Consider the following 22,603-nt stretch of genomic DNA (forward strand, 5'->3'; position numbering starts at 1 on the left):
GCAGACCCCCCCGAGCGCCGGTAAGGTATCAATGACAGGAGAGACCATTACACGGGGGTGCGTGCCATGCAGGAACCGGGCATCAGGGAGCTGGTCCGGATGTGGATCTCGGGCTGGGCCGTCTCGCGCGGCTCCGCCGAGCCGGTGGACCAGCCCTGGGGCTGGACCATCGACGTCGGCGCGCCGGTCGGCGAGGTGGGCCGGCACGTGCTGCCCGAGCCGACCGAGACCGAGGTCCGCAAGATCGCCGCGGACACCACGGCGCCGACCACCTGGCTGAAGCTCTTCGCCGAGGACGCCACCGTCCGCCCCTGGCTGGGGCCGCAGTGGCGGCTGGACGCGCCGGGCTTCCTGATGAGCGTCCCGCTCGCCCCCGAGCGGCCCGAGCCCCCGGCCGGTTTCACCGTGACCACCTGGGAGCGCGGCGGCGTCCTCCGGGTCCTGGTACGCACCGGTGCCGGGCACCTCGCGGCACGAGGCCAGGCGGGCCTGGCCGGCCCGGTGGCCGTCCCGGACCAGATCACCACCGCGCCGGAGTTCCGCCGCCGGGGCCTGGGCGTCCTGGTGATGCGGACGCTGCAGTCCGCCGCGTACGAGCGGGGCGCGCGCACCGGCGTGCTGGTCGGCACGCCGGAGGGGCAGGCGCTCTACACCGCGCTCGGCTGGACCACGCACGCCCCGATGGCGAGCCTCGTCCTGGAGCCGACGGACAGTCACTGACCGCCCGGGGACGGGCGCGGCCGAGCCCCCGGTCCGGCCCAGGAGTACGGCAGCAGCTCGGCCCGCTTCGGCGGGCGGCCGTCGCCGGAGGAGCGGCCGGTCAGGCGGCGGCCGATCCAGGGGCCGAGGTGGGTGCGCAGCCAGCGGGCGTCGGCGCGCATCCGTTCGGCGCGACCGGGCGGGGCGGCGGCGGGCAGCGGGGCGCGCCAGTCGAAGGAGGCGGGGCGGCCGAGGGCTTCCAGGACGCCTTCGGCGACCCGCCGGTGGCCCTCCGGGGAGAGGTGCAGCCGGTCCTCGGCCCACAGTCGGCGGTCGTCGAAGCAGGGTGCGGAGAAGAGGTCGACGACGGCGAAGCCGTCCTGGGCGCCCAGCTCCTGCACGAAGGCCTTCATCCTCAGGATGGTGGGCAGCAGCCGGGCGCCGCCCGCCATCCTGCGGGTGGGGTCGGTGCTGGTGAACAGGACGACGGTGGCGCCGGTGGCACGCAGTTCGCGGGCGCAGTCCCCGAGCAGCCGCTCGACCCGGTCGATGTCGCAGCCGGGGCGCAGCACGTCGTTGAGGCCGCCGGCGAGGGTGACCAGGTCGGCGCCCATGGCGGCGGCGGGGGCGAGCTGCTCGTCGTGGATCTGGCCGATGAGCTTGCCGCGGACAGCGAGGTTGGCGTACCGGAAGCCGCCGTCCGCGCGTTCCGCCGCCAGCGCCGAGGCGACCCGGTCGGCCCAGCCGCGGTAGTGGCCGTCGGGCAGCAGGTCGTCGCACATGCCTTCGGTGAAGGAGTCGCCGAGGGCAACGTAGTCGGCGTAGCTGCGGTGGGTGGTGGGCACGGGCTGGCCTCCGCTCTCCTGGGACGGCGTCGCGGTCCGACGATCGTACGTGTGCGCCTGCGCGGCCCTGCGGCGAGGCCCCTGACCTCGGCGCTCATCGCACACCGACCGTTCGTTTATCGGCCCGCGCCATCCTGAGGTCACGGGGCGGCGGCCGGCGACGGGGGCCTTGCCGCCGCCCCGTTCGCCGCTCCGCCCGTGCTGCCCGCGCCCCCGTGCTACCCGAGTCGCCCGGGTCGCCGGCACCGCCGAGTGCGCGCACCGTCCGTGGCGCGTCAGCCCTCGACGGACGCCGACGCGTCCTCCGTCTTCCTGGGCGTGAACCAGTGCTCGCGCACGGCGTCGGTGGGCCGCTGCTCGCCGAGGGCGGCCAGGCCCCACTCACCCAGCGCCTCGATGACCGGGCGCAGTTCGCGGCCGCGCCCGGTCAGCTCGTAGACCGTCGCGTTGGCCGGGCGTTCCAGCCGCCGCCTGGTGACCAGCCCTTCGCCCTCCAGCTGCTTGAGCCGGCCGGCCAGGATGTCGGTGGAGACCCCGGGCAGGTCGGCGTGCAGGTCGGTGTAGCGGCGCGGACCGTCGAGGAGTTCACGGGCGATCAGGAGGCTCCAGCGCTCCCCCACCGCGTCCAGGGCGCGGGCGACGGCGCAGTACTGGTCGTAGCTTCGGCGTGACATGTCGATCAGCATAGCCAAGAGGTTGGACTTTCCAAGTGCCAACTTGGTAGAACAAAGTGGAAGCAGCGGAGCGGTGGTGACGGTCGGGAGGCCACAGATGGAGTTTCGGCAGTCCAGCAAGCTGAATGACGTGTGCTACGAGATCCGCGGGCCGGTGGTCGACCAGGCCAACGCCCTGGAGGAGGCCGGGCACACGGTGCTGCGGCTGAACACCGGCAACCCCGCCCCGTTCGGCTTCGAGGCGCCCGAGGAGATCGTCCAGGACATCATCCGCAACCTGCCCAAGGCGCACGGCTACAGCGACTCGCGCGGCATCCTGCCGGCCCGCCGCGCCGTGGTGCAGTACTACCAGCAGCGCGGGGTCCAGGGCGTCGGCGTCAACGACGTCTACCTCGGCAACGGTGCCTCCGAGCTGATCCAGATGGCCGTCACCGCGCTGGTGGACGACGGCGACGAGGTGCTCGTGCCGATGCCCGACTACCCGCTCTGGACGGCCGTGGTCCGGCTGGCCGGCGGAAAGGCCGTGCACTACCTGTGCGACGAAGGGGCCGAGTGGTACCCGGACCTGGACGACATCGCCGCCAAGATCACCGCCCGCACCAAGGCGATCGTCGTCATCAACCCCAACAACCCCACCGGCGCGGTCTACCCGAAGGAACTGCTGGAGGGCATCCTCGACCTGGCCCGCCGCCACCAGCTGATGGTCCTCGCCGACGAGATCTACGACAAGATCCTCTACGACGGCACCGAGCACCACTGCCTGGCCGCGCTCGCCGACGACGTGCTCACCCTCACCTTCAACGGCCTCTCCAAGTCCTACCGGGTGGCCGGCTTCCGCAGCGGCTGGCTGGTCGTCTCCGGTCCCAAGCAGCACGCCACCGACTACCTGGAGGGCCTCACCATGCTCTCCGGCATGCGGCTGTGCCCCAACGTGCCCGCCCAGTTCGCCGTCCAGGCCGCGCTCGGCGGCCACCAGTCCATCAACGACCTGGTGCTGCCCGGCGGCCGGCTCACCGAACAGCGCGACATCGCGGTCCGGGCGCTCAACGAGATCCCCGGCGTCAGCTGCGTCAAGCCCAAGGGCGCCCTGTACGCCTTCGCCAAGCTGGACCCGGCGGTGCACCGGATCGTCGACGACGAGCAGTTCGTGCTGGACCTGCTGCTGCGCGAGAAGATCCACGTCGTCCAGGGCACCGGTTTCAACTGGCCCCGCCCGGACCACTTCCGCTTCGTCACCCTGCCCCGGGCCGACGACCTGGAGACGGCCATCAACCGGATCGGCCGCTTCCTGGCGACGTACCGCCAGGGCTGAACACCTACGCTCGACCTCATGACCGTCCTGCGCTCCGTCGCCCTGTTCGCCCTCGCCGCGCTCGCCGAGATCGGCGGCTGCTGGCTGGTCTGGCAGAGCGTGCGCGAGCAACGGCCGTGGTGGCTCGCCGGGTTGGGCGTGGTGGCGCTCGGCGCCTACGGCTTCGTCGCGGCGCTGCAGCCGGACAGCCAGTTCGGCCGGGTGCTGGCCGCGTACGGCGGGGTGTTCGTGGCCGGCTCGCTGGTCTGGGGCGTGGTGGCGGACGGCTTCCGGCCGACCCGCTACGACGTCGCGGGCGCGCTGATCTGCCTGGCCGGGGTCGCCGTCATCATGTACGGCCCCCGGCGCTGAACGCGCCGGTGCCCCGGTGTCGGAGGAACCGACACCGGGGCACCGTCACGACCGCCGGGACTACCAGCCCCAGCCGCCGCCCTCGCCGTCGTCGTCGCGGTTCGAGTCCCAGCCCTCGCCGACCTTGCGCAGGATCGAGTAGTTGTCGATCTGCGTGCCGTCCTCGGCCAGCGCGGTGACCTTCATGACCGACTTCTGGCCCAGGTGGGCCGGGGTGACGTCGACCTTGATGAAGGAGTAGCCGGTGTAGCGCACCCGCGACCACTGGATGGTCTCGGGGGTCTTCACCCGGCCCTTGCTCCAGTAGTAGGTGGTGACCTCGTCCTGGTGGTTCTCGTGCCCCTCGTAGGTGTCCGGCACGTCGAACTTGTACAGGCTGCGGCCGGCCGCGCCCGCGGTCACGTAGACCACGCCGTCCTTCTCGGGCTCGATGGTGGCACCGCTCGGCACCTGCTTCGAGACCTTGTTGCCCAGGATGGCGTCGGTGCGCTCGTAGATGTGGTTGTGGCCGTTGATGACCAGGTCCACGCGGTACTTCTCGAACAGCGGCACCCAGGCCTCGCGGACGCCGCCCTCGGAGGCGTGCGCGACGGTGGTGGAGAAGGCGCAGTGGTGGAAGAAGACCACGACGAAGTCGATCGTCTCGTCGTTCCGCAGGTCCTTGAGGGTGCGCTCCAGCCACTTGGTCTGCTTGCCCGCCGAGAGGCCGAGGTTGGCCGGGATCTCGTAGGAGACGTCGTTGGCGTCCAGGGAGATGACGCCGACGTTCTTGTAGCGGAAGGTGTAGACGCCGGGGACGTTGCGCGGGTCCGGACCGTTGTTCGGCAGGAAGAAGCGGGTGTTCTCGCCGCCGTAGCCGTTGGGCGAGTACCAGGCCTCGACGTCGTGGTTGCCGTAGGCGACCATCCACGGGATCTCGGCGGCGACCGTCTCGGTCTGGACCAGGAAGTCGTCCCAAGTCTTCGCGTTGAAGACGGACCTGTCCGGGTCGGTGCCGGAGCCGGCCGGGTCGGCGTAGCAGATGTCGCCGGCGTGCAGGTGGAAGGCCGGCTTCTGCGCCTTGATGACGTGGTCGTTGCCCGCCGCGTGCGCGCTGACGCCCTGGTCACCGAAGGCGGTGAAGGTGAACGGCTCGTACACCTTGCCCCAGCGGTGGTCGCGGGAGGGCGCGGTGCGGAAGGTGTGCAGGGTGGAGATCTGCTGCTGCGAGGCGGGGTCGAAGCCCTCGTGGCCGACACCGTAGTAGTAGGTGGTGTCGGGGTGCAGGTCCTCCAGCGCCACGTGCAGGTAGTACTGGTCCACCGGCTGGCCGGTGGGGGTCAGCGCCGGGGTGTGCAGCGCGCGGACCTCGGCCTGGACCTTGTGGCTGAGCTCCCACGGGGTCTTGCCGAAGCGCAGGAACGGCTTCTTGACCGGCGCCGGGACCTGCCAGGAGACGCGGAACTGGGTGTCCGGCTCGGGGCCGAACTGGAGGTGGCGGCCGACCGGCGCGACCAGCGCGCCGTCGATGCCGTCCGTCGTGCCGCCCGTCAGCAGCTGCGGGCCGGCCGGCGTCGCGAAGGCGGTGCCGCTGCCCAGGGCGCCGCCGACGGCGACGGCGCCGACGGTCACGGCGCCGGCGCGCAGCATCCGGCGGCGGGAGTAGCGGGCCCGCAGGTACTCGTGCTGCTCGGCCGTGCTCATGCGGTCGGCGAGCTTGGCCGGCACGCCCATCTTGGGGATATCCATGCGCGGGACTCTGTCAGCGGCTCGTGGATCGCACACGGACGCGCGGTGAACGGGCCGCAGCGTATCCCCCATTCGAACGCCAATGTTCGACCATGGCTTGGCAAAGGACGCGTCCATGGCCACCCGACCCCGGATCATGACCCCGGTCCGTCACGCCACCTGATGGGGCGTCGACGGAGCCCCTTCCGGCGGGCGCGGGGCTCCGGAGGGTCAGGAGGGTCAGGAGGGTCAGGAGGGTCAGGAGGGATCGTCCCACCGCGTGGGGGCCCGGTTGCCGGTGCCGTCACAGGTGCGGCAGATCTCGTCCCGGTAGGCGTGCTTGGTGCCGCCCGCGTCCACCCGGTAGCGCACGTACACGCCGGTGCCGTCGCACAGGAAGCAGTTGCCGCCCCCGCCGCCCACCTCGGTGGTGCCGGTGCCCTGGCAGGTCCGGCAGTTGAGGCCGGCGGTCCGGCCGGTGCCCGCGCAGATGCGGCAGACCGTCGTCATCGTCTTCCTCCCTCGCGCGGAACGGCTCGACGCCACCGGTCATGGTAGTGGCGCGGGCTCCCCTGCCACCCCGGGACGGGCATCTGACGATGCGTCAGGCGACCCGGGCGGCGCGACCGCTACTCCGGCAGGCCCTCGCGGACCCGGCGGGACACCGAGATCAGCTGGAGGTCGAGCAGGCCGGGCGGATCGGCGAGGCCGGGGCCGCCCGCGCGCACCCAGGCGGCTATGTCGTCGATCATCTCGTCCATCAGCACGAAGCCGAGCCACACCGGCCGTCCGCCCGCGGCCCGCCCCTCGCTGGAGGGGCCGACCACCACCACGTTGGACTGGGAGCACACGTCCAGGCACTTCACGGCACGGACCCGGCCCGCCGGGCCCACCGCCGTCCGCAGCCGCTCGTACTGCCCCGCGTGGTCCACCCCGGGGTGCTTCGCCTCGGTGCCGCAGCAGCAGCCGCGGCAGACGGTGACGGTCACCGGGGAACCGGCGCCCCGCTTCCGGTCGTGGTCCCGGGCGCCGTCGCGGTCGCGGTCTCGGCGGCTCATCGGTCCTGGTACCCCTCGTCGTCGTCGGCGCGCTCTGCACCCGCACTGTACCCGCCGGTCAGGGGGCGCCCGCCAGGCCCTTGGGATGCACACGGTTCGCGAGCACGGCGAAAGGGGCGGGGCGGATGCCGAGACGGAGGGGCCGGGCCCTGTGGGTGTCGGTGGCCACGGGGGGCGTGGGTCTCCTGTGCATCGCCGTCGGGTTCGCCGTGATCGACTCCCGGCTCAACACCGGGGATTGGCAGCAGGGCACCGTCGACCCGGCCCGGCTGACCGGGCACCGCATGGTCCGGCACTCCGGCCCCGGTGCCCCGGACGTGCCCGGCAAGCCGGTCGGCGCCGGCGCGCTGCTCTCGCGCGGCTCGCTGCTCGCCATCGGCGGCCTGATCGCCTCGCTCGTCATCGCCACCCGCCGCCAACCGGTGACGGCCCGGAGGCGTCCTGCCGCCGACCCGACGGTTGACGGTCCGACGGCTCGGTGACGGGCCGGTGCCCCTGCCACCCCGGCAACGGGCCGCTACCCCACGGCCCGTGCCACGGCCCGGCCCGCGGTTCGACCCGAGAACAGGCACCCGCCCAGGAACGTCCCCTCCAGCGAGCGGTAGCCGTGCACGCCCCCGCCGCCGAAGCCCGCGGCCTCGCCCGCCGCGTAGAGCCCGGGCAGCACCTCCCCGTCGGGCCGCAGCACCCGCGAGGACAGGTCCGTCTCCAGGCCGCCCAGCGACTTGCGGGTGAGGATGTTGAGCCGGACGGCGATCAGCGGGGCGGCGTCCGGGTCGACGATCCGGTGCGGGGCGGCGGTGCGGACGAGCTTGTCGCCGAGGTAGCGGCGGGCGCCGTGGATGGCGGTGACCTGGAGGTCCTTGGCGAAGGGGTTGGCCAGCTGCCGGTCGCGGTCCTCGACGGTGCGGCGCAGCGCGTCCGGGTCGATCAGCGGCTCGCGGGTCTTGGCGTTCATGCCCCGGGCGAGGTCGGCGAGGTTGCCCGCGACGACGAAGTCCCGTCCGTGCCGGAGGTGGCCGCGGACCGGGCCGGTGGCGCCGGGCAGGGCACGGCGGAGGACGCCGCGCACGGACTTCCCGGTCAGGTCGGGGTTCTGCTCGGAGCCGGAGAGGGTGAACTCCTTCTCGATGATGCGCTGGTTCAGCACGAACCAGGTGTACCCGTACCCGGTGGACATGATGTGTTCGAGCGTCCCGAGGGTGTCGAAGCCGGGGAACAACGGGACGGGCAGCCGTCGGCCGCACGCGTCCAGCCAGAGCGAGGACGGGCCGGGCAGGATCCGGATGCCGTGCCGGGCCCAGATCGGGTCCCGGTTCTCGATGCCCTCGGTGTAGTGCCACATCCGGTCGCCGTTGATCAGGCTGGCCCCGGCCGCGCCGGCGATCCCCAGCATCAGCCCGTCCACGTGCGCGGGCACGCCGGAGAGCAGTGTGGCGGGCGGGGTGCCGAGCCGGGCGGGCCAGGCCCCGCGGACCAGGTCGTGGTTGCCGCCGATGCCGCCGGAGGTGACCACCACGGCCTGGGCGCGCAGGTCGAAGTGCCCGGCGACCGTGCGGGAGCTGGCCTCGCCCCGGGCGGCCGGGCTCGGCTCCAGCACTTCGCCGCTGACGGTGTCGACGGCGCCCGCGGTGGCGGCCAGCCCGGTGACGCGGTGCCGGAAGCGCAGGTCGACCAGGCCGCGCGCGGCCGCGTCGCGGACCCGGCGGAGGAAGGGTTCGAGCAGCCCGGGGCCGGTGCCCCAGGTGATGTGGAAGCGCGGCACCGAATTGCCGGGCCCGTCGGCGAGGAGACCGCCGCGCTCGGCCCAGCCGACCACCGGGAAGAACCGCACGCCCATCCCGTGCAGCCAGGACCGCTTCTCGCCCGCCGCGAAGTCCACGTAGGCCTCGGCCCAGCGGCGGGGCCAGGCGTCCTCGGGGCGGTCGAAGCCGGCCGTGCCGAGCCAGTCCTGCCAGGCGAGGGCGTGCGAGTCGCGGATCCGCATCCGGCGCTGCTCGGGCGAGTCGACCAGGAAGAGGCCGCCGAAGGACCAGTGCGCCTGTCCGCCGAGCGAGGCCGCCGGTTCCTGGTCGAGCAGGATCACCTTCCGTCCGGCGTCGGCGAGTTCGGCGGTGGCGGCGAGGCCGGCGAGTCCCGCTCCGATGACGATGACGTCGGCGTCCAGGGCCATGCGCAGTCCTCCGTCGCGGCTCGCGGTGGCGACGGGCCGGGGGGCGCGCCGTCGCGGTGCGCCCGATACTGCGGCCTGCGGTGACGTCCGGTCAACCGCCGGTCGGCCCGTGGGTGACAAGTGCGTGCGTGAATTCCGCTCCACGGCGTTTCGGAAATACCTCCGATACACGGTGGAGCGAAATGCGAAATGTGAGCGGAGCCCATCTGACGGAATTTCGGCAATTTCCGCGCAAACCATGGACGGCTGCGAAACCTGGCAGTAACTTACCTGCGAGTAGCTGTGGCCCGGCTCGGCACGACCCCCCACCCGTCGTTTCTCTCCCCCAGGAGGAACCGTGCTCCGCCCTGCCCGGAAATCCCGGCACCTCCGGAATTCCACCGCGCTCGCCGCAGTCGCCCTCGGCGCCGCCCTGGCGCTCACCTCCACCACCGCCCAGGCCGCCACGCCCGCCCCGAAGCACTACGTGGCGCTCGGAGACTCCTACGCCGCGGGCGCCGGCGTGCCCGGCCAGTCCGCCGGACTCTGCCTGCGCTCCGACCGCAACTACGGCCACCTGGTGGCCGGCGCCCTCAAGGCCGGCACCTACACCGACGTGACCTGCTCCGCCGCCAAGATCAAGGCGATGACGCAGCCCCAGTACGACGCGTTCATCCGGGTCAACGACCCGCAGTTCGACGCCCTGACCGCCGACACCGACCTGGTCACCCTCGGGATCGGCGGCAACGACCTCGCGGCCAGCGACCTCGGCCTGGGCGAACTGGTCGCCACCTGCATCGCCGGCGCGGTCGTCAACCCGCTCGGCACGCCCTGCAAGGACGTCTACCACCACGGCTACTGGGACTGGAGCACGTGGTCCTGGCGGTACGGGAACGACGACCTGGCCGAGCGGATCGGCTCCACCATCACCCCGCAGATCGCCACCACCCTCCGGCAGATCCACGCCAAGGCTCCCAACGCCAAGGTGCTGCTGGTCGGCTACCCGTCCGTGCTGCCCGCCGACGGCTCGAAGTGCGTGCTGCGCCAGCCAGTGACGCCGGGCGACGTCGAGTACATGTACGGCGTGCTCACCAAGCTGAACGCCGCCCTGCGGTCCACCGCGGCGGCGAACGGCGCGACGTACGTGGACACCGCGACGCCGACGATCGGGCACGACGTCTGTTCGGACGACCGCTGGATCGAGGGCGCGCTGCCCGGCTCGCCCGCCGTGCCGTTCCACCCGAACGCGACCGGCGAGAAGGCGATGGCGGACGCGGTGCTCGCCGCCCTGCGCTAGCCGGGCCCGGCGGCCCCGCGCCGCACGGCCCCGGAAAGCCCCGGAAAGCCCCGAGGGGCCGGTGACCAGACCCCGGTCACCGGCCCCTCGGTCCGTCCCCGGACGCTACTCGGACTTCGCGGAGGCGGCGGAGGCGGAGGCGGCGGCCAGCCCGGCCGACCACTTCTCCTCGACGTTGCCGAATTTCCAGTAGGCGATCGCCGCCGCCCAGGTGAGCACGAACAGCCCGACGATCGCGTAGCCGACGAAGTTGAGGTCCAGCCCGCCGACCCAGGCGATCGGCCCGCTGGTGATGTCCAGCTTCTCGCCGAGCAGGCCGATCAGCTCGATCGAGCCGATGACCAGCGCGACCAGCACCGACAGGCCGGTGACGGTCAGGTTGTAGTAGATCTTGCGGACCGGCTTGGAGAACGCCCACTCGTAGGCGAAGTTCATGAACGAGCCGTCGATGGTGTCCAGCAGGCTCATCCCGGCCGCGAACAGGATCGGCAGCGTGAGCAGCGCGTACCAGGGCAGCGAGAAGGCCGCCGCGCCGCCCGCGAGCACCAGCAGGGACACCTCGGTGGCGGTGTCGAAGCCCAGGCCGAACAGCAGGCCCACCGGGTACATGTGCCAGGGCTTGGTGACCGCCCTTGTCACCCGGCCGAGAATGCGGTTCATCAGGCCGCGCCGCTCCAGCTGGCGCTCCAGCTCGTCCTCGTCGTACTCGCCCTCGCGCATCCTGCGGAAGACCTTGAGGATGCCGTTGAAGGCGCCCAGGTTGATCAGGCCGAGCAGCAGCAGGAAGGTGCCGGACACGGTGACGCCGATCAGGCCGGTCATCTCGTGCAGCGTCGAGTCGTCGGACTCCACCTGGCCGGCCAGCGAGCGGATGCCGAAGGCCAGCAGCGCGCAGAGGCCGAAGACGATCGAGGAGTGCCCGAGCGAGAACCAGAAGCCGACCGACAGCGGCCGCTTGCCCTGGCCCATCAGCTTGCGGGTGGTGTTGTCGATGGCGGCGATGTGGTCGGCGTCGAAGGCGTGTCGCATGCCGAGGGTGTAGGCGGTGAGGCCCATGCCCGCGCCGAACACCTGCCCGCCGACGGTGTAGTGCTCGGGCGCGACGAGCGCGAGCAGGGTGAACCAGCCGATGACGTGCAGCGCGAGGATGAACCCGCCCATTCCGGCCAGGCGGATCCACTCCTCACGGGTGAGCCGGTCGCGCCAGCGAGGGGCGGTCATCGTGGTGTCCTTTCGGTGGAGCGGGGAGAGCTGGGCCATCTTTCCGCCTGGGCACGCGCAGTTGCAAGTCATGCGCAATTACAGCTTGGTCTCCACCCACCCCGAGATCACCACGCTCCGTACAGGACTTCGTCACCTTCCGGGACTACCTCCGGCCGCTCTACGCGCGGATACTCCAGTTCCACGCGCGAAAACTCGGGCGCCGAACACCTCAACTCCCCACGGAGGAACGGCACATGACGATCCGTATCCGAACTGTCGCGGCCCTCTCCGGCGCGGCCCTGCTCGCGGCCGGCCTCGCCACCCTCGCCCCGGCCGCGACCGCCGCCCCCACATCGGCCGCCCCCACATCGGCCACCACCACGTCGGCCATCACCGCGACCGCGGCCGTCGCCAGCCCGCACCGGGTGCTGTTCGACAACAGCAAGGCCGAGACCGCCGGCAACGCCGACTGGATCATCAGCACCAGCCAGCCCGACCCGCTCGCCCAGAACGCCAACCCCACCACCGAGAAGAGCTGGACCGGCGCACTGTCCGCCTGGGGCGTCGCCCTGCAGAAGACCGGCCAGTACAGCCTCAAGACCCTCCCGTCCGGCTCGACCATCACCTACGGCACCGGCGGCGCGCTCGACCTCGCCAACTTCGACACCTTCGTCGTCCCGGAGCCCAACATCCGGTTCAGCGCGGCCGAGAAGACCGCGATCATGAAGTTCGTCCAGAACGGCGGCGGGCTCTTCCTGGTCTCCGACCACAACAACAGCGACCGCAACAACGACGGCTGGGACTCGCCGAAGATCATCAACGACCTGCTGACCAACAACGGGGTGAACAACAACGACCCCTTCGGCTTCTCGGTCGACCTGCTCAACATCACCACCGACAACCCGCGCGCCGTCAACGACGCCGCCGACCCCGTCCTGCACGGCCCCTTCGGCACCGTCACCGGCTCGATCCTGCGCAACGGCACCACCTTCACCCTCAAGCCCGCCGACAACCCGTCGGTCAAGGGCCTGGTCTACCGGACCGGCTACAGCGGCAACACCGGCGCCTTCTTCGTCACCAGCGCCTTCGGCTCGGGCCGGGTCGCGGTCTGGGGCGACAGCTCACCGATCGACGACGGCACCGGCCAGTCCGGCAACACCCTGTACAACGGCTGGGACGACCCGGCCGGCACCGACGCCGCCCTCGCCCTCAACGCCACCGCCTGGCTGAGCAAGGCGTAACCGCCGCAGCGCACTCATCAGGAAAACGGGCGGCACCTCCCCTAGGGTCGGAATGCCGACGCCCGCGGCGCGCACGTACGGAGCGAGCCCCCGTACCGCGTGCGCCGCGGGCCCGCCGGCCCCCACCCGGCCCGGGACCCGATGGGAGCGGCCATGCCGTCCTACCCCTTCCACACCACCCGCGAGGACGTCCGCATCCCGCTGCCCGACGGCACGCACCTGGCCGCCCGCCTGTGGCGGCCCGTCGTCGACGAGCCCGTCCCCGCGCTGCTGGAGTACTCCGGCGACCGCCTCACCGACCGGACCGCCGCCGAGGACGCCCGGCGCCACCCCTGGTACGCCGGCCACGGCTACGCCGCCCTGCGGGTCGACACCCGCGGGCACGGCAACTCCGGCGGCACCCCCGGCGAACCCGGCGGCGAACAGGAGCTGACCGACGGCGCCGTGGTGGTCGACTGGCTCGCCCGCCGCCCCTGGTCCACCGGCCGGATCGGCCTGCTCGGCGTCGGCGCCGCCGGCACCACCGCGCTGCGCCTCGCCGCCCGGGCACCGGACACCGTCGGCGCCGCCGTCACCGCCTGCCCCGAGGGCGGCCACCGGCTCGGCGGCGCCGTGCTCGCCGCCGACCTGCACATCCGGCTCACCGCCCTGGTCGCCGACGCCGCCCTGCCGCCGGACCCGCGCCACGTCGGCGACGCCTGGCGCGGCCGCTGGCTGACCCGCCTGGAGTCCCTGGAACCGCCCGTCGACACCTGGCTCGCCGCCGGCGAGACGACCGTGCCGGTCCCGGTGCCCACCCTCGCGCTCGCCGGCTGGGGCGACCCGTCCTGCTCCTTCGTGCTGCGCCTGCTCGCCGAGTCCCCCACCGCGCGCGCCCTGATCGGCCCCTGGCCGCACGGCCTGCCCGAGGACGCCCTGCCGGAGACCCTGCGCTGGTGGGACCACTGGCTGCGCGGCGTCGACACCGGTGCCACCAGGGAACCCGCCCTGCGCAGCTGGATCAGCACCCGCTGGACCGGCGACGACACCTGGCCCTCCCCCGACGTCCGCGAGATCCACTACGGCCTCGACGGGCCGCTGCGCACCGCCGGCACCGCCTCCGACGACCGCTACGTCCACGTCCGCTCCCCGCAGCACACCGGCCTCAACGCCGGCGCCTACGTCCCGCACGGACGCCCCGCCGACCAGCCGCCCGACCAGCGCGAGGAGGACGGCCGCTCGGTCTGCTTCGACTCCCAGCCGCTGCCCGAGCCGGTCGAACTGCTCGGCGCACCGACCGTGCGGCTCCGGCTGCGGGACGGCGGGCCGGCCCCGCTGGTGGCGGTCCGGCTCTGCGCGGTCGGCTCGGACGGCACCTCGGAGCTGGTCACCCGGGGCGTGCTGGTCGCCGACGGACCGGACGCCGAGGTGGAACTCGCGGCCTGCGCCCGGACCCTCCCGGCCGGACACCGGCTGCGGCTCGCCTTCTCCTCCGTCTACTGGCCGTGGGTGTGGCCCCCCGCGGAGGCCGCCGGGTACGCCCTCGACCCGTCGCGCTCCGCGCTGAGCCTGCCCGTCCGCCACCTCGCCGCGGACATCGGCTCCGCACCCGTCTCCCTGGAGGCCCCCTCGCTGCCCGAACCGCTCGACGTCCACCTCACCGAGCCGCTCACCGCCCGGCCCGAATACCTCACCGTGCACGACATCGGCCGCCACGAGTGGCGCACCGAGCTCTCCCCCGCGACCGACGGCACCCGCACCCACCCCGACGGCCTGGTCCGCGACGAACACACCGTGACCGCCTACCGCGTCCTCACCGACGCCCCGCTCAGCGCCCAGGCCCGCACCGACCGCACCGTCCGGCTGGAGCGGCCCGACATCGGCTGGGACGTCACCGTCCAGACCCGCGCCCAACTGCGCTGCGACGCGGGGCACTTCCTCAGCATCGTGCAGCTGCGCGCACTGGAGGCCGGGTCGGTGGTGTTCGCCCGCGAGTGGCAGCACCGGGTGCCCCGGGAGAGACAGTGAAAGATATCCTTATACATTTGCCAGTATTCTTGATTTGGCCTTATAAATGACCGCATGAAGACCCTGGGCCTGATCGGCGGCATGAGCTGGGAATCCACCGCCGAGTACTACCGGCTGATCAACGAACTCACCCGCGACCGCCTCGGCGGACTGCACTCCGCCCGGCTCGTCCTCCACTCGGTCGACTTCGCCGAGATCGAGCGGCTGCAGGCCGCCGGACGCTGGGAGGAGGCCGGACAGGTCCTGGCCGGCGCCGCCCGGTCCCTGGAGGCGGCGGGCGCCGACCTCCTGCTGATCTGCACCAACACCATGCACAAGGTCGCCGACCAGGTCGAGGCGGCCGTCTCCGTCCCCCTGCTGCACCTCGCCGACGCCACCGCGGACGCCGTCCGGGCCGCCGGACTGCGCCGGGTCGGACTCCTCGGGACGGCGTTCACCATGGAACAGGACTTCTACCGCGGACGGCTGGCGTCCGGCGGCCTCGACGTCCTCGTCCCGGACGCCGGTGCGCGCGCCCTGGTCCACCGGGTGATCTACGAGGAACTGTGCGTCGGCGTGGTCCGGGAGGAGTCCCGGGCCGCCTACCGGGAGGTGATCGGAGACCTGGTCGCCGCCGGCGCGCAGGGGATCGTCCTCGGCTGCACCGAGATCGAACTGCTGGTCCGTCAGACCGACAGCCCGGTCCCCGTGTTCCCCACCGCCCGGCTGCACGCACAGGCCGCCGTGGCCGCCGCCCTCGACGGCCGGTGACGGGAAAGGAGGTTGCGCGCACGGCACGTCGGCCGGCCGACCGGCTGACCCGCGCCCCGGGCGCCCGGCCACCCCGGCCGGGCGCCCACCGCGCCCCCGCCCGCCACCGTGCGCCTCCATCGGGACCGCGCACCTTCGTCGAGGGCGAGACAGCCCCCGCGGACACGCCCGGCACCCAGGTCACCCCACTTCGACGACCCTGACCTCGGGCGGCGGCGCGGACGAGGTCGCCGTCACCCCTCCTCCGGAACCTCCACGATCAACAGCGTCCCCCGGCTGCCCGCCCGCACCGCGTGCCGCCCGCCCGCCGGCACCACCCGCAGCTCCCCCGCCCGGACGGTCGACTCCTCGGCGTCCAGCAGGAGTTCGAGACGGCCGGCGGCGACGAACAGCACCTCCGCCGTCCCGTGCACCTCCGGTTCCAGCTCCCGCCCGTCCATCCGCAGCACCTTCACCGCCGCCGTCCCGACCCGCCCCAGCACCTGGGAACGCCAGGCCTCGGGCAGCCGCGCCGCCCGCTCGTTCACATCGACCACGCTCATGGCCCTGGACGCTACCCACTCCGGACGGACGATTGGTTGACCGTTCGGCAAAACCTCACCATGATCGCTCCGGTGAAGGCGCGCACGCTGTACCACGAACTACTCGGCCACGACGGACCGCACGAAGCCGCCGTCGACCACTGGCTCGGCCGGGCGGGCGCCCCGGCCTACCGCGAGCGCCTGCGCACCGCCGCCGTCCACGCCACCGCCTGGTGGGCCGACGAGCCACCCGACGGACCGACCCTGGTCGAGGAGCTCTACGCCCTCGGCCGGGTCGCCGACGTCCTGCTGCTCGACCCGCGGTTCCCCTGCTACCTCCCCCTCTTCACCGCCCTCGGCATGACCCCGTTCGACGGCGTCGCGCCCTTCGACCCCTTCCTGCACGAGATCGCCGAGGTCGAGCAGGCCGAGGACCCGCGGGCGCCGATCGAGGTCCTGGAGGTCCGCCACCCCGGGCTGATGCTCGGCGAACTGCTCTTCGCCCGCGCCGCGGTCCGGATCCGGGCCGGCTCGGCGCACGCCGAACGCGGGGTCGCCGACCGCTTCCCGCTCTACTGGACGTTCCGCCGCGCCGACCGGACCACCCACGACCTCTCCCACGGCTGGGGAAGCAACTCCCAGTGGAGAACCGACTTCCGGCTCGACTACCGGACCCCGGAGGGCGACCACCTCAACGTCGCCGAGGACGGCTCGGTCGACGGCCGCCCCGAGCTCGGGCACTACAAGGACCTGGCCCCCGAGGAACGCCTCCTCACCCCCGCCGAGCGCCGCGAACTGCTGCGCAACCGCTGCCTCCTGCGCACCCCGCGGGCGACCGCCGACCTGGCCGCCTCGCCCGGCTGGGAGGACGACCTCTTCCCCTTCGCATGGCGGCTGCCCGCCGGGGAGGCCTGACCGGGGGCCGCCACGCGGTGGCCGCCGGGGCCCCGCCGGACCGGTTCACCACCGGGCGAGCCCCCAGGGCCGGGCCATCGAACCGCCCACCACCCGCCAGTCCGTCCGCGCGGTGGCGGCCCCCAGCAGGGCCACGGGCCCGATCAGGGCCGTCAGCCCGCACAGGACCCACAGCCCCGAGCGCACCAGGGCCGGCCCGGCCACGAGCGGCGGCACGACGACCGCCGGCAGGATCACGGCCCAGCCGGCACCGAGGAACACGCGCCGTCGCCGGACGGCATCGGTCGTCGCACTCACCGCCCCGCCGTAGACCCGCCGGCTGCCCCGACATCACGTCCTTCTCCTGCCGGGTCAGCCGGGAGGGGCCGTGGTGCCGTCCGCCCGGACGGTGGGTCGACCCGGTCGTGGTCAGATCCGGACCTCGGCGATCACGCGGCGGGCGATGGCCGCCATCCGCGGGTTGGTGTCACGGTAGTAGTCCAGTTCCATCAGGGCGACGGACAGCGCCCAGCCCCTCCCGCGGGCCCACGCGGCGCCGTCGGCGCCGGCGGCCGTCCGGAAGGCGTCCCGGGCCGCGGCCGGGAGCACGTACCAGGCGGCGATCAGGTCCACCGCCGGGTCGCCGAGGCCCAGGCAGCCGAAGTCGATGACGGCGCTCAACCGGCCCCGCCCGTCCACCAGGAGGTTGCCGGGCTGGAGGTCCGCATGGATCCAGACCGGCGCCCCGCCGTGGGCGGGCGCCCGAAGTGCGGCCTCCCACACGGCGGTCGCCGCCCCCGCGTCGATGACATCGGCCAGTGCCGCGATCGCCGCCCTGGTCCGGCCGTCCCGTTCCCCCAGCGGCTCGCTGCGGTAGGCGGCCGGGCCGCCCGCCGGGTCCACCCGGTGCAGCGCGGTGACGAACGCCGCCAGGTCGGCGGCCAGCAGGACCGGTTCGGCCACGCCTCCGGCCTCCGGGTTGGCGCCGTCCAGCCACCGCAGGACCGACCACGGCCACGGGCAGCCCTCGCCCGGCTCGCCCGACCCCACCCGCACCGGTACGGCGACCGGCAGTTCGGGCGCCAGACGGGGCAGCCAGGCGCGTTCCTTCGCGATGTCCTCGACCGCCCCCGGGACGCGCGGGATCCGTACCACCAGGTCCGCGCCCAGCCGGTACATCGCGTTGCTGGTGCCGACCGGTTCCACCGGCTCGACCGGCAGTGCGGCCCACTGCGGGAACTGCGCGGACACCAGTCGGCGCACCAGCGCCTCGTCGATGTCGAGTTCGTCCGCGTGCATCTTCGGGGAGGGCGACATGGCGCCCGACCCTTCCAGCACCTGCCGTACCCGGCAAGCGAATTACCAGGGCACGACCTGCCCCAGGTGGTCGACGAAGTGCAGCCCGCCCTTCCCCCGGTGCCGCTCGATCGTCCCCGCCACGCCGGGCACGCTCTCCTCCACGCTGAGCTCGGCCTCGAAGCCGCCGAGCCCGGTGCGCACCCAGCCGGGGTCCATCAGCAGCAGCGTCCGCGGGTCGGCCGCGCGGCGGGCTGCGTAGCAGCGCATCAGCTGGTTCAGGGCGGACTTGCTCGCCCGGTACAGGTCCTGCCCGCCCTCGGTGTTGAGCGCGATGCTGCCCTGGTCGGAGGACATCACGCCAATGGTCCCGGCCGGCGCGACCAGCGGGCCGAGCGCCTCCACGACGCGCATCGGGCTCAGCGCGTTGGTCACCATGACCTCGGTGAACATGTCCGTCGGGACCTCCCCGATCGGCAGGTCGCCGCGCGTGACGGCGGCGTTGACGAAGAGCAGGTCGAGGGTGCGGTGGGCCAGCCGGTCCCGCAGTGTCGCGATCTGCCCGGGGTCGGTCATCTCCAACGACTCGACGGTCAGCCGCCCGCCGGAGGAGTCCGCCAGGTCGTGCAGGCCGGTGCGCCGGGTGCCGCGGACCGTGCCGATGACGTCCCAGTCGCGGTGGAGGAACTCGGCGGCGAGCCCGAGGCCCAGGGTCCGGGAGGCGCCGATGATCAGGGCGGTGCTGCGGGTGTCGGTCATGGTCCGAGTCTCCGAGCGGCCCGGGTCCGGCGTCCAATGCCCTTTCGAGCGCATTGATACCGTGCGGGCATGGATCTGGACCTGCGCAAGCTCCGCTACTTCGTCGCGGTCGCCGACCACGGGTGGTTCGGCCGCGCCGCGGACGCGCTGTTCATCACCCAGCCGGTCCTGAGCCGGCAGATCCGCGCGCTCGAACGGGAGTTGGGCTGCACGCTGTTCACGCGGACCACGCGCAGCGTCGAACTGACCCCCGCCGGGCGGACGCTGTACGAGGAGGCGGGCCGGATCACCACGACGGTGGACGCGGCCCTGCGACGCGTCCAGGAGGCTGCGCGGAGCGAGCGGCGGATCGTCGTCGCCTTCTCGCCCGGCCTGCACGTGTCGGAGGCGATCCGGGCGTTCACGGCCCGGCACCCGGAGGTCGGAGTCGACGTGCTGCCGCTGCGCTGGTGGGAACAGGACGCGCCGCTGCGGGACGGCCGCGCGCACCTCGGGTACCTGCGCCACCCCTTCGACGACACGGGGCTGCACACCGTCCCCGTCGGACGCGAGAACAAGGTCGCGTGCCTGCCCGCGGCCCATCCGCTCACCCGCCGCGACAGCCTCACCCCGGCCGACCTGGACGGTGAGCCGGTCCTCGACGCCCGGGCGCGACGGGCCTACACGCTGGACGAGAAGTTCGAACTCATCGCCTCGGGCCAGGGCGTCGCCCTCGTCCCGGTGAGCGTCGCGGCCTCCTACTCCCGCCCCGACCTCGTCTACCTGCCCGTCGTCGGCCTCCCGCCCGTCGTGACCTGCCTGGCCGTCCCGCAGGACCGCGACGACACCGGCCCCGTACGGGACTTCCTCGACATCGCCCTCGCCACCCTGCGCCCCGCCACCCCGGGCCCGCTCACTCCCTGACCGCGAGGTCCTGGCTGCCCACCACCTTGAGCAGCCGCAGCGCCGAGTGCGAAGGGCTGCCGGGCACGGCGGTGTAGAAGATCGTCCACTGGTCCCGGTGCGGGTCGTGTAGCGCCTCGCAGTCGAGGTCGAGCGGGCCGACCACCGGGTGCACGATGCGCTTGCGGGTGGAGCGGCGCACCTCGACGTCCTGGCGGGCCCACAGTTCGCGGAACTCCTCGCTGCCCGCGAGCAGCCGGTCGACCAGCCGGCGCACACCGCTGTCGGCGGGGTAGCGGGCGGCGGCGGAGCGCAGGTCGGCGACCGCGCGGCAGGCGAACCGGGCCTGGCCGGTGGGGTCGTGGCGGGCGCGGGTGCCCGGGTCGGTGAAGAAGCGCCAGATGATGTTGCGCTCGCCCGGTGGCAGGGCCGAGAAGTCGCCGAGCAGCGCCGCCGCCATGGCGTTCCAGGCGAGCACGTCGCGGGCGGCGCTGCAGACCATGGCCGGGGTGTCGTCCAGCCGGTCGAGCAGGTGCAGGACGCCCGGCCGGACGTCACGCGGCAGCGCGCTCGGGGGCAGCGGCGGCTCGCCGACCAGGTGGTGCAGGTGGGCGGCCTCGTCCTCGGACAGCCGCAGGGCCCGGCTGATCGCGCCGATCATCTGCCGGGACGGGCGCGGGCCCCGGCCCTGTTCGAGCCGGATGTAGTACTCCACCGACATGCCCGCGAGCTGCGCGACCTCCTGGCGGCGCAGGCCCGGGGTGCGGCGCCGCCCGCCGGCCGGCAGGCCGACGTCGGCGGGCTGGATGCGGGCGCGCCAGCGCCGCAGGAAGGCGGCCAGCTCCGCCCGGTCCACGTGTTCCACGCCCCCAGTCTCGCCCGGCCGGCCCGCGCCGACCATGGGACCGCCGGTACCACCCTCGACGGTGCCCTCCCGCCCGGCCGCCGACCCGGCCACGGTGGAGCCATGACCACCACAGCGAAGAACCGCATCATCCTGATCACCGGCGCCAACAAGGGCATCGGCCTGGCCACCGCCGGCGAACTCGCCCGCGCCGGGCACACCGTGCTGATCGGCGCCCGCGACCCCGGACGTGGCGCCGCGGCCGCCGCCGGACTCACCGCCGAGGGCCTGGACGCCCGCTTCGTCCACCTGGACGTGACCGACCCGGCCACCATCGCCGCCGCGGCCGGACTGATCACCGCCGAGTACGGGCGGCTGGACACCCTGGTCAACAACGCGGGCATCGCCCTGGACTGGCAGCGCACACCGGAGGAGCTGCCGGTCGAGGCGGTGCGCGACACGTACGAGACCAACGTGTTCGGCGCCGTCGCCGTCATCAACGCCATGCTGCCGCTGCTGCGCAGGTCCGCGGCCGGGCTGATCGGCAACGTCTCCAGCGGCCTCGGCAGCTTCTCCTTCCTGGCCGACCCGGACAACCCGGTCTGGGAGCACGCGACACTGCTCGCCTACAACTCCTCCAAGGCGGCGCTGAACGCCGTCACCCTGGTCTACGCCCGGGCGCTGCGCGAGTCGGGCATCAAGGTCAGCTCGCTGGAGCCGGGCTACTGCGCGACCGACCTCAACCGGCACAGCGGCCACGCGACGTCGGAGGAGGGCGGGCGCCGGATCGCCCGGCAGCTCGGCGAGGCCGGGGCCGGGGCCACCGGCCGGTTCCTCACCGCGGAGGGCGTCACCTACCCCTGGTGAACCGCGCCGGCCGCGATCAGCCCGGGCAGCTCGCGCATGTCGTGGAAGACGACCGTGTCCGGGCCGGCCAGCCGCTCCGCCGCCGTGACGCCGCCGGCGTAGCCGAGCGCGCGCATCCCGGCGGCGCGGGCGGCCCGGACGCCGGGCCCGCTGTCCTCGACGACGACGCAGGAGGCCGGCTCCACGCCCATGCTCCGGGCCGCGTGCAGGAACAGGTCGGGCGCGGGCTTGCCGCGCCCGACCTCGGTGGCGCTGAAGATCCGCCCGTCGAAACGCTCGTACAGCCCGGTCCGGCCCAGGGTGTGCCGCATCTTCTCGTGGGTGCCACTGGACGCCACGCACGTCGGCAGGGTGATCGCGGCCAGCGCCTCCGGCAGGCCGGCCACCGGCGTCAGCCCGGCGTCCACGGCCTCGGCGTGCAGCTCGTGGAAGCGCTTGCCCCACACCGCCGCCACCTCCTCCCCCAGCCGCTCGGCGACCAGCGCGTTGTTGGCGGCCTCCGACCGCCCGACGAACAGCTCGACCGCCTCCGCCCCGGTCAACGGCCAGCCGTACTCCTCCCCCAGCCGCACCAGGACGCGGACGGCGATCACCTCGCTGTCCACCAGGACGCCGTCGCAGTCGAATATCACCAGCTCAATCGGCTTGATCATCGGGACAGCATAGGGCGGCCCCGATCGGTCAGTGGTCCAGCGGCGGGAAGTTCGTCGCCGACCCGGGGACGCTGTCCGGCAGGTGAACCGGGTTCGAGCACGGATAGTCCGCCACGACGGCCTTGGCGTACTTCAGCGCGATGTCCAGGACCGCCCGGTGACTCCTGTCCGACTGCCGATGGACGGACGTCCAGACCTGGATCCCCACGTCCGGCGTGCCCAGACGCGTGAGCAAATCGCCCCAGAGGGCCTGTCGGTCGCCGCTTTCCACCGCGGTGCGGGCGTCCGGCGCAGAGCCGGCAGGGCCCGGCAGCCGTAGCCGCCGGGCCCTGCCGCTGACCTACCGGGGTTCAGCTGGTCTGGACGGAGGTGTCGTCGATGACGAAGCTCGTCTGCAGCGAGGAGTCCTCGACGCCGTTGAACTTCACGGTGACGCTCTGGCCCGCGTAGGCCGAGAGGTCGAAGGTGCGCTGCTGGTAGCCGGCCGCGGCGTCCGCGTTGGAGTAGGTCTTCAGCGTGGTGCCGTTGACCGACACGGTCAGCTTGTCGTACGCCGTGGTGCCCGACTCCGCGGTGTCGATGTGCAGCCAG

At 73.3% G+C, this 22,603-nt stretch carries 23 protein-coding genes and 3 pseudogenes; 11 read left to right on the plus strand and 15 right to left on the minus strand.

Annotated features, from left to right (window positions below):
• Positions 1-66: 66 nt before the first annotated feature.
• Entirely contained in the window at positions 67-720 is a 654-nt protein-coding gene (locus tag AB0D10_RS24335; protein ID WP_360259906.1) for a GNAT family N-acetyltransferase, read from the plus strand.
• Here the strand turns inward: AB0D10_RS24335 and AB0D10_RS24340 are convergent.
• Both AB0D10_RS24340 and AB0D10_RS24345 read right to left on the minus strand, forming a co-directional pair.
• Complete coding sequence (locus AB0D10_RS24340; protein WP_360259908.1) at positions 714-1,544, minus strand: SGNH/GDSL hydrolase family protein; 831 nt, start codon at positions 1,542-1,544, stop codon at positions 714-716. The two genes, AB0D10_RS24335 and AB0D10_RS24340, sit on opposite strands and share 7 nt — an antisense overlap.
• A 320-nt stretch (positions 1,545-1,864) precedes the next feature.
• Positions 1,865-2,218 (minus strand): annotated as a pseudogene (locus tag AB0D10_RS24345) (helix-turn-helix domain-containing protein); the annotation flags it as partial.
• Between the two features lie 97 nt (positions 2,219-2,315).
• On the opposite strand from AB0D10_RS24345, the gene AB0D10_RS24350 reads away from it, so the two are divergent.
• Together AB0D10_RS24350 and AB0D10_RS24355 are read left to right on the plus strand one after the other, a co-directional pair.
• Positions 2,316-3,530 carry a pyridoxal phosphate-dependent aminotransferase gene (locus AB0D10_RS24350; RefSeq protein ID WP_360259910.1) on the plus strand — a complete coding sequence of 405 codons (1,215 nt, stop codon included), beginning with the start codon at positions 2,316-2,318 and terminating at the stop codon, positions 3,528-3,530.
• An 18-nt stretch (positions 3,531-3,548) separates the two neighbouring features.
• Positions 3,549-3,881, plus strand: coding sequence for a YnfA family protein (locus AB0D10_RS24355; RefSeq protein ID WP_360259912.1), 333 nt, complete (start codon positions 3,549-3,551; stop codon positions 3,879-3,881).
• A 60-nt stretch (positions 3,882-3,941) separates the two neighbouring features.
• Here AB0D10_RS24355 and AB0D10_RS24360 read toward each other — a convergent pair whose 3' ends face one another.
• The 3 genes from AB0D10_RS24360 to AB0D10_RS24370 form a co-directional block, all read right to left on the minus strand.
• Positions 3,942-5,609, minus strand: a complete 1,668-nt coding sequence (locus AB0D10_RS24360; RefSeq protein WP_360259914.1) for a fibronectin type III domain-containing protein — start codon at positions 5,607-5,609, stop codon at positions 3,942-3,944.
• Positions 5,610-5,846: 237 nt separating this feature from the next.
• Positions 5,847-6,098, minus strand: coding sequence for a hypothetical protein (locus AB0D10_RS24365; RefSeq protein ID WP_360259916.1), 252 nt, complete (start codon positions 6,096-6,098; stop codon positions 5,847-5,849).
• 119 nt (positions 6,099-6,217) lie between these two features.
• Positions 6,218-6,646, minus strand: coding sequence for a (2Fe-2S) ferredoxin domain-containing protein (locus AB0D10_RS24370; RefSeq protein ID WP_360259918.1), 429 nt, complete (start codon positions 6,644-6,646; stop codon positions 6,218-6,220).
• 125 nt (positions 6,647-6,771) lie between these two features.
• Between AB0D10_RS24370 and AB0D10_RS24375 the strand changes: the two genes are divergently transcribed.
• Positions 6,772-7,128 carry a hypothetical protein gene (locus AB0D10_RS24375; protein WP_360259920.1) on the plus strand — a complete coding sequence of 119 codons (357 nt, stop codon included), beginning with the start codon at positions 6,772-6,774 and terminating at the stop codon, positions 7,126-7,128.
• A 35-nt stretch (positions 7,129-7,163) separates the two neighbouring features.
• Here the strand turns inward: AB0D10_RS24375 and AB0D10_RS24380 are convergent, their stop codons facing one another.
• Entirely contained in the window at positions 7,164-8,819 is a 1,656-nt protein-coding gene (locus AB0D10_RS24380; protein ID WP_360259923.1) for an FAD-binding dehydrogenase, read from the minus strand.
• A 337-nt stretch (positions 8,820-9,156) separates the two neighbouring features.
• On the opposite strand from AB0D10_RS24380, the gene AB0D10_RS24385 reads away from it, so the two are divergent.
• Positions 9,157-10,095 (plus strand): SGNH/GDSL hydrolase family protein, encoded by a 939-nt coding sequence (locus AB0D10_RS24385; protein ID WP_360259925.1) that lies wholly within the window; start codon positions 9,157-9,159, stop codon positions 10,093-10,095.
• Between the two features lie 105 nt (positions 10,096-10,200).
• Here AB0D10_RS24385 and AB0D10_RS24390 read toward each other — a convergent pair whose 3' ends face one another.
• Positions 10,201-11,316, minus strand: a complete 1,116-nt coding sequence (locus tag AB0D10_RS24390) for a HoxN/HupN/NixA family nickel/cobalt transporter (RefSeq protein WP_360259927.1) — start codon at positions 11,314-11,316, stop codon at positions 10,201-10,203.
• A gap of 236 nt (positions 11,317-11,552) precedes the next feature.
• Between AB0D10_RS24390 and AB0D10_RS24395 the strand changes: the two are divergent.
• From AB0D10_RS24395 to AB0D10_RS24405, 3 genes and pseudogenes are all read left to right on the plus strand, one after another.
• Positions 11,553-12,530 (plus strand): annotated as a pseudogene (locus tag AB0D10_RS24395) (hydrolase); the annotation flags it as partial.
• Between the two features lie 162 nt (positions 12,531-12,692).
• Positions 12,693-14,546, plus strand: coding sequence for a CocE/NonD family hydrolase (locus tag AB0D10_RS24400; RefSeq protein ID WP_360259930.1), 1,854 nt, complete (start codon positions 12,693-12,695; stop codon positions 14,544-14,546).
• A gap of 54 nt (positions 14,547-14,600) precedes the next feature.
• Complete coding sequence (locus AB0D10_RS24405) at positions 14,601-15,296, plus strand: aspartate/glutamate racemase family protein (protein WP_360259932.1); 696 nt, start codon at positions 14,601-14,603, stop codon at positions 15,294-15,296.
• A gap of 233 nt (positions 15,297-15,529) precedes the next feature.
• On the opposite strand, the gene AB0D10_RS24410 is transcribed toward AB0D10_RS24405, so the two are convergent.
• Complete coding sequence (locus tag AB0D10_RS24410) at positions 15,530-15,838, minus strand: cupin domain-containing protein (RefSeq protein WP_360259934.1); 309 nt, start codon at positions 15,836-15,838, stop codon at positions 15,530-15,532.
• A 36-nt stretch (positions 15,839-15,874) separates the two neighbouring features.
• Between AB0D10_RS24410 and AB0D10_RS24415 the strand changes: the two genes are divergently transcribed.
• On the plus strand, positions 15,875-16,732 hold the full coding sequence (locus tag AB0D10_RS24415; protein ID WP_360259936.1) for a hypothetical protein: 858 nt from the start codon (positions 15,875-15,877) through the stop codon (positions 16,730-16,732).
• A gap of 45 nt (positions 16,733-16,777) precedes the next feature.
• Here AB0D10_RS24415 and AB0D10_RS24420 read toward each other — a convergent pair whose 3' ends face one another.
• The 3 genes from AB0D10_RS24420 to AB0D10_RS24430 all read right to left on the minus strand — a co-directional run bounded on the left by AB0D10_RS24420 (position 16,778) and on the right by AB0D10_RS24430 (position 18,766).
• On the minus strand, positions 16,778-17,029 hold the full coding sequence (locus tag AB0D10_RS24420; RefSeq protein ID WP_360259938.1) for a hypothetical protein: 252 nt from the start codon (positions 17,027-17,029) through the stop codon (positions 16,778-16,780).
• A 111-nt stretch (positions 17,030-17,140) separates the two neighbouring features.
• The gene (locus AB0D10_RS24425; protein ID WP_360259940.1) at positions 17,141-18,028 is read right to left on the minus strand and encodes an aminoglycoside phosphotransferase family protein; all 888 of its coding nucleotides are present in this window, start codon (positions 18,026-18,028) and stop codon (positions 17,141-17,143) included.
• Between the two features lie 42 nt (positions 18,029-18,070).
• The gene (locus AB0D10_RS24430) at positions 18,071-18,766 is read right to left on the minus strand and encodes an SDR family oxidoreductase (RefSeq protein WP_360259942.1); all 696 of its coding nucleotides are present in this window, start codon (positions 18,764-18,766) and stop codon (positions 18,071-18,073) included.
• A gap of 69 nt (positions 18,767-18,835) precedes the next feature.
• On the opposite strand from AB0D10_RS24430, the gene AB0D10_RS24435 reads away from it, so the two are divergent.
• Positions 18,836-19,669, plus strand: coding sequence for a LysR family transcriptional regulator (locus AB0D10_RS24435; RefSeq protein WP_360259944.1), 834 nt, complete (start codon positions 18,836-18,838; stop codon positions 19,667-19,669).
• Here AB0D10_RS24435 and AB0D10_RS24440 read toward each other — a convergent pair.
• The gene (locus tag AB0D10_RS24440) at positions 19,659-20,504 is read right to left on the minus strand and encodes a helix-turn-helix transcriptional regulator (protein ID WP_360259965.1); all 846 of its coding nucleotides are present in this window, start codon (positions 20,502-20,504) and stop codon (positions 19,659-19,661) included. The two genes, AB0D10_RS24435 and AB0D10_RS24440, sit on opposite strands and share 11 nt — an antisense overlap.
• Positions 20,505-20,615: 111 nt before the next feature.
• Between AB0D10_RS24440 and AB0D10_RS24445 the strand changes: the two genes are divergently transcribed.
• Positions 20,616-21,359, plus strand: a complete 744-nt coding sequence (locus tag AB0D10_RS24445) for an SDR family NAD(P)-dependent oxidoreductase (RefSeq protein ID WP_360259946.1) — start codon at positions 20,616-20,618, stop codon at positions 21,357-21,359.
• On the opposite strand, the gene AB0D10_RS24450 is transcribed toward AB0D10_RS24445, so the two are convergent.
• From AB0D10_RS24450 to AB0D10_RS24460, 3 genes and pseudogenes are all read right to left on the minus strand, one after another.
• Positions 21,347-22,012, minus strand: coding sequence for an HAD family hydrolase (locus AB0D10_RS24450; RefSeq protein WP_360259948.1), 666 nt, complete (start codon positions 22,010-22,012; stop codon positions 21,347-21,349). The two genes, AB0D10_RS24445 and AB0D10_RS24450, sit on opposite strands and share 13 nt — an antisense overlap.
• A 28-nt stretch (positions 22,013-22,040) precedes the next feature.
• Positions 22,041-22,247: a hypothetical protein gene (locus tag AB0D10_RS24455; RefSeq protein WP_360259950.1), complete on the minus strand. Its 207-nt coding sequence runs from the start codon at positions 22,245-22,247 to the stop codon at positions 22,041-22,043.
• 115 nt (positions 22,248-22,362) lie between these two features.
• Positions 22,363-22,603 (minus strand): annotated as a pseudogene (locus AB0D10_RS24460) (hypothetical protein); the annotation flags it as partial.

Source organism: Kitasatospora sp. NPDC048545, from assembly GCF_040651155.1.
Lineage (GTDB): Bacteria > Actinomycetota > Actinomycetes > Streptomycetales > Streptomycetaceae > Kitasatospora.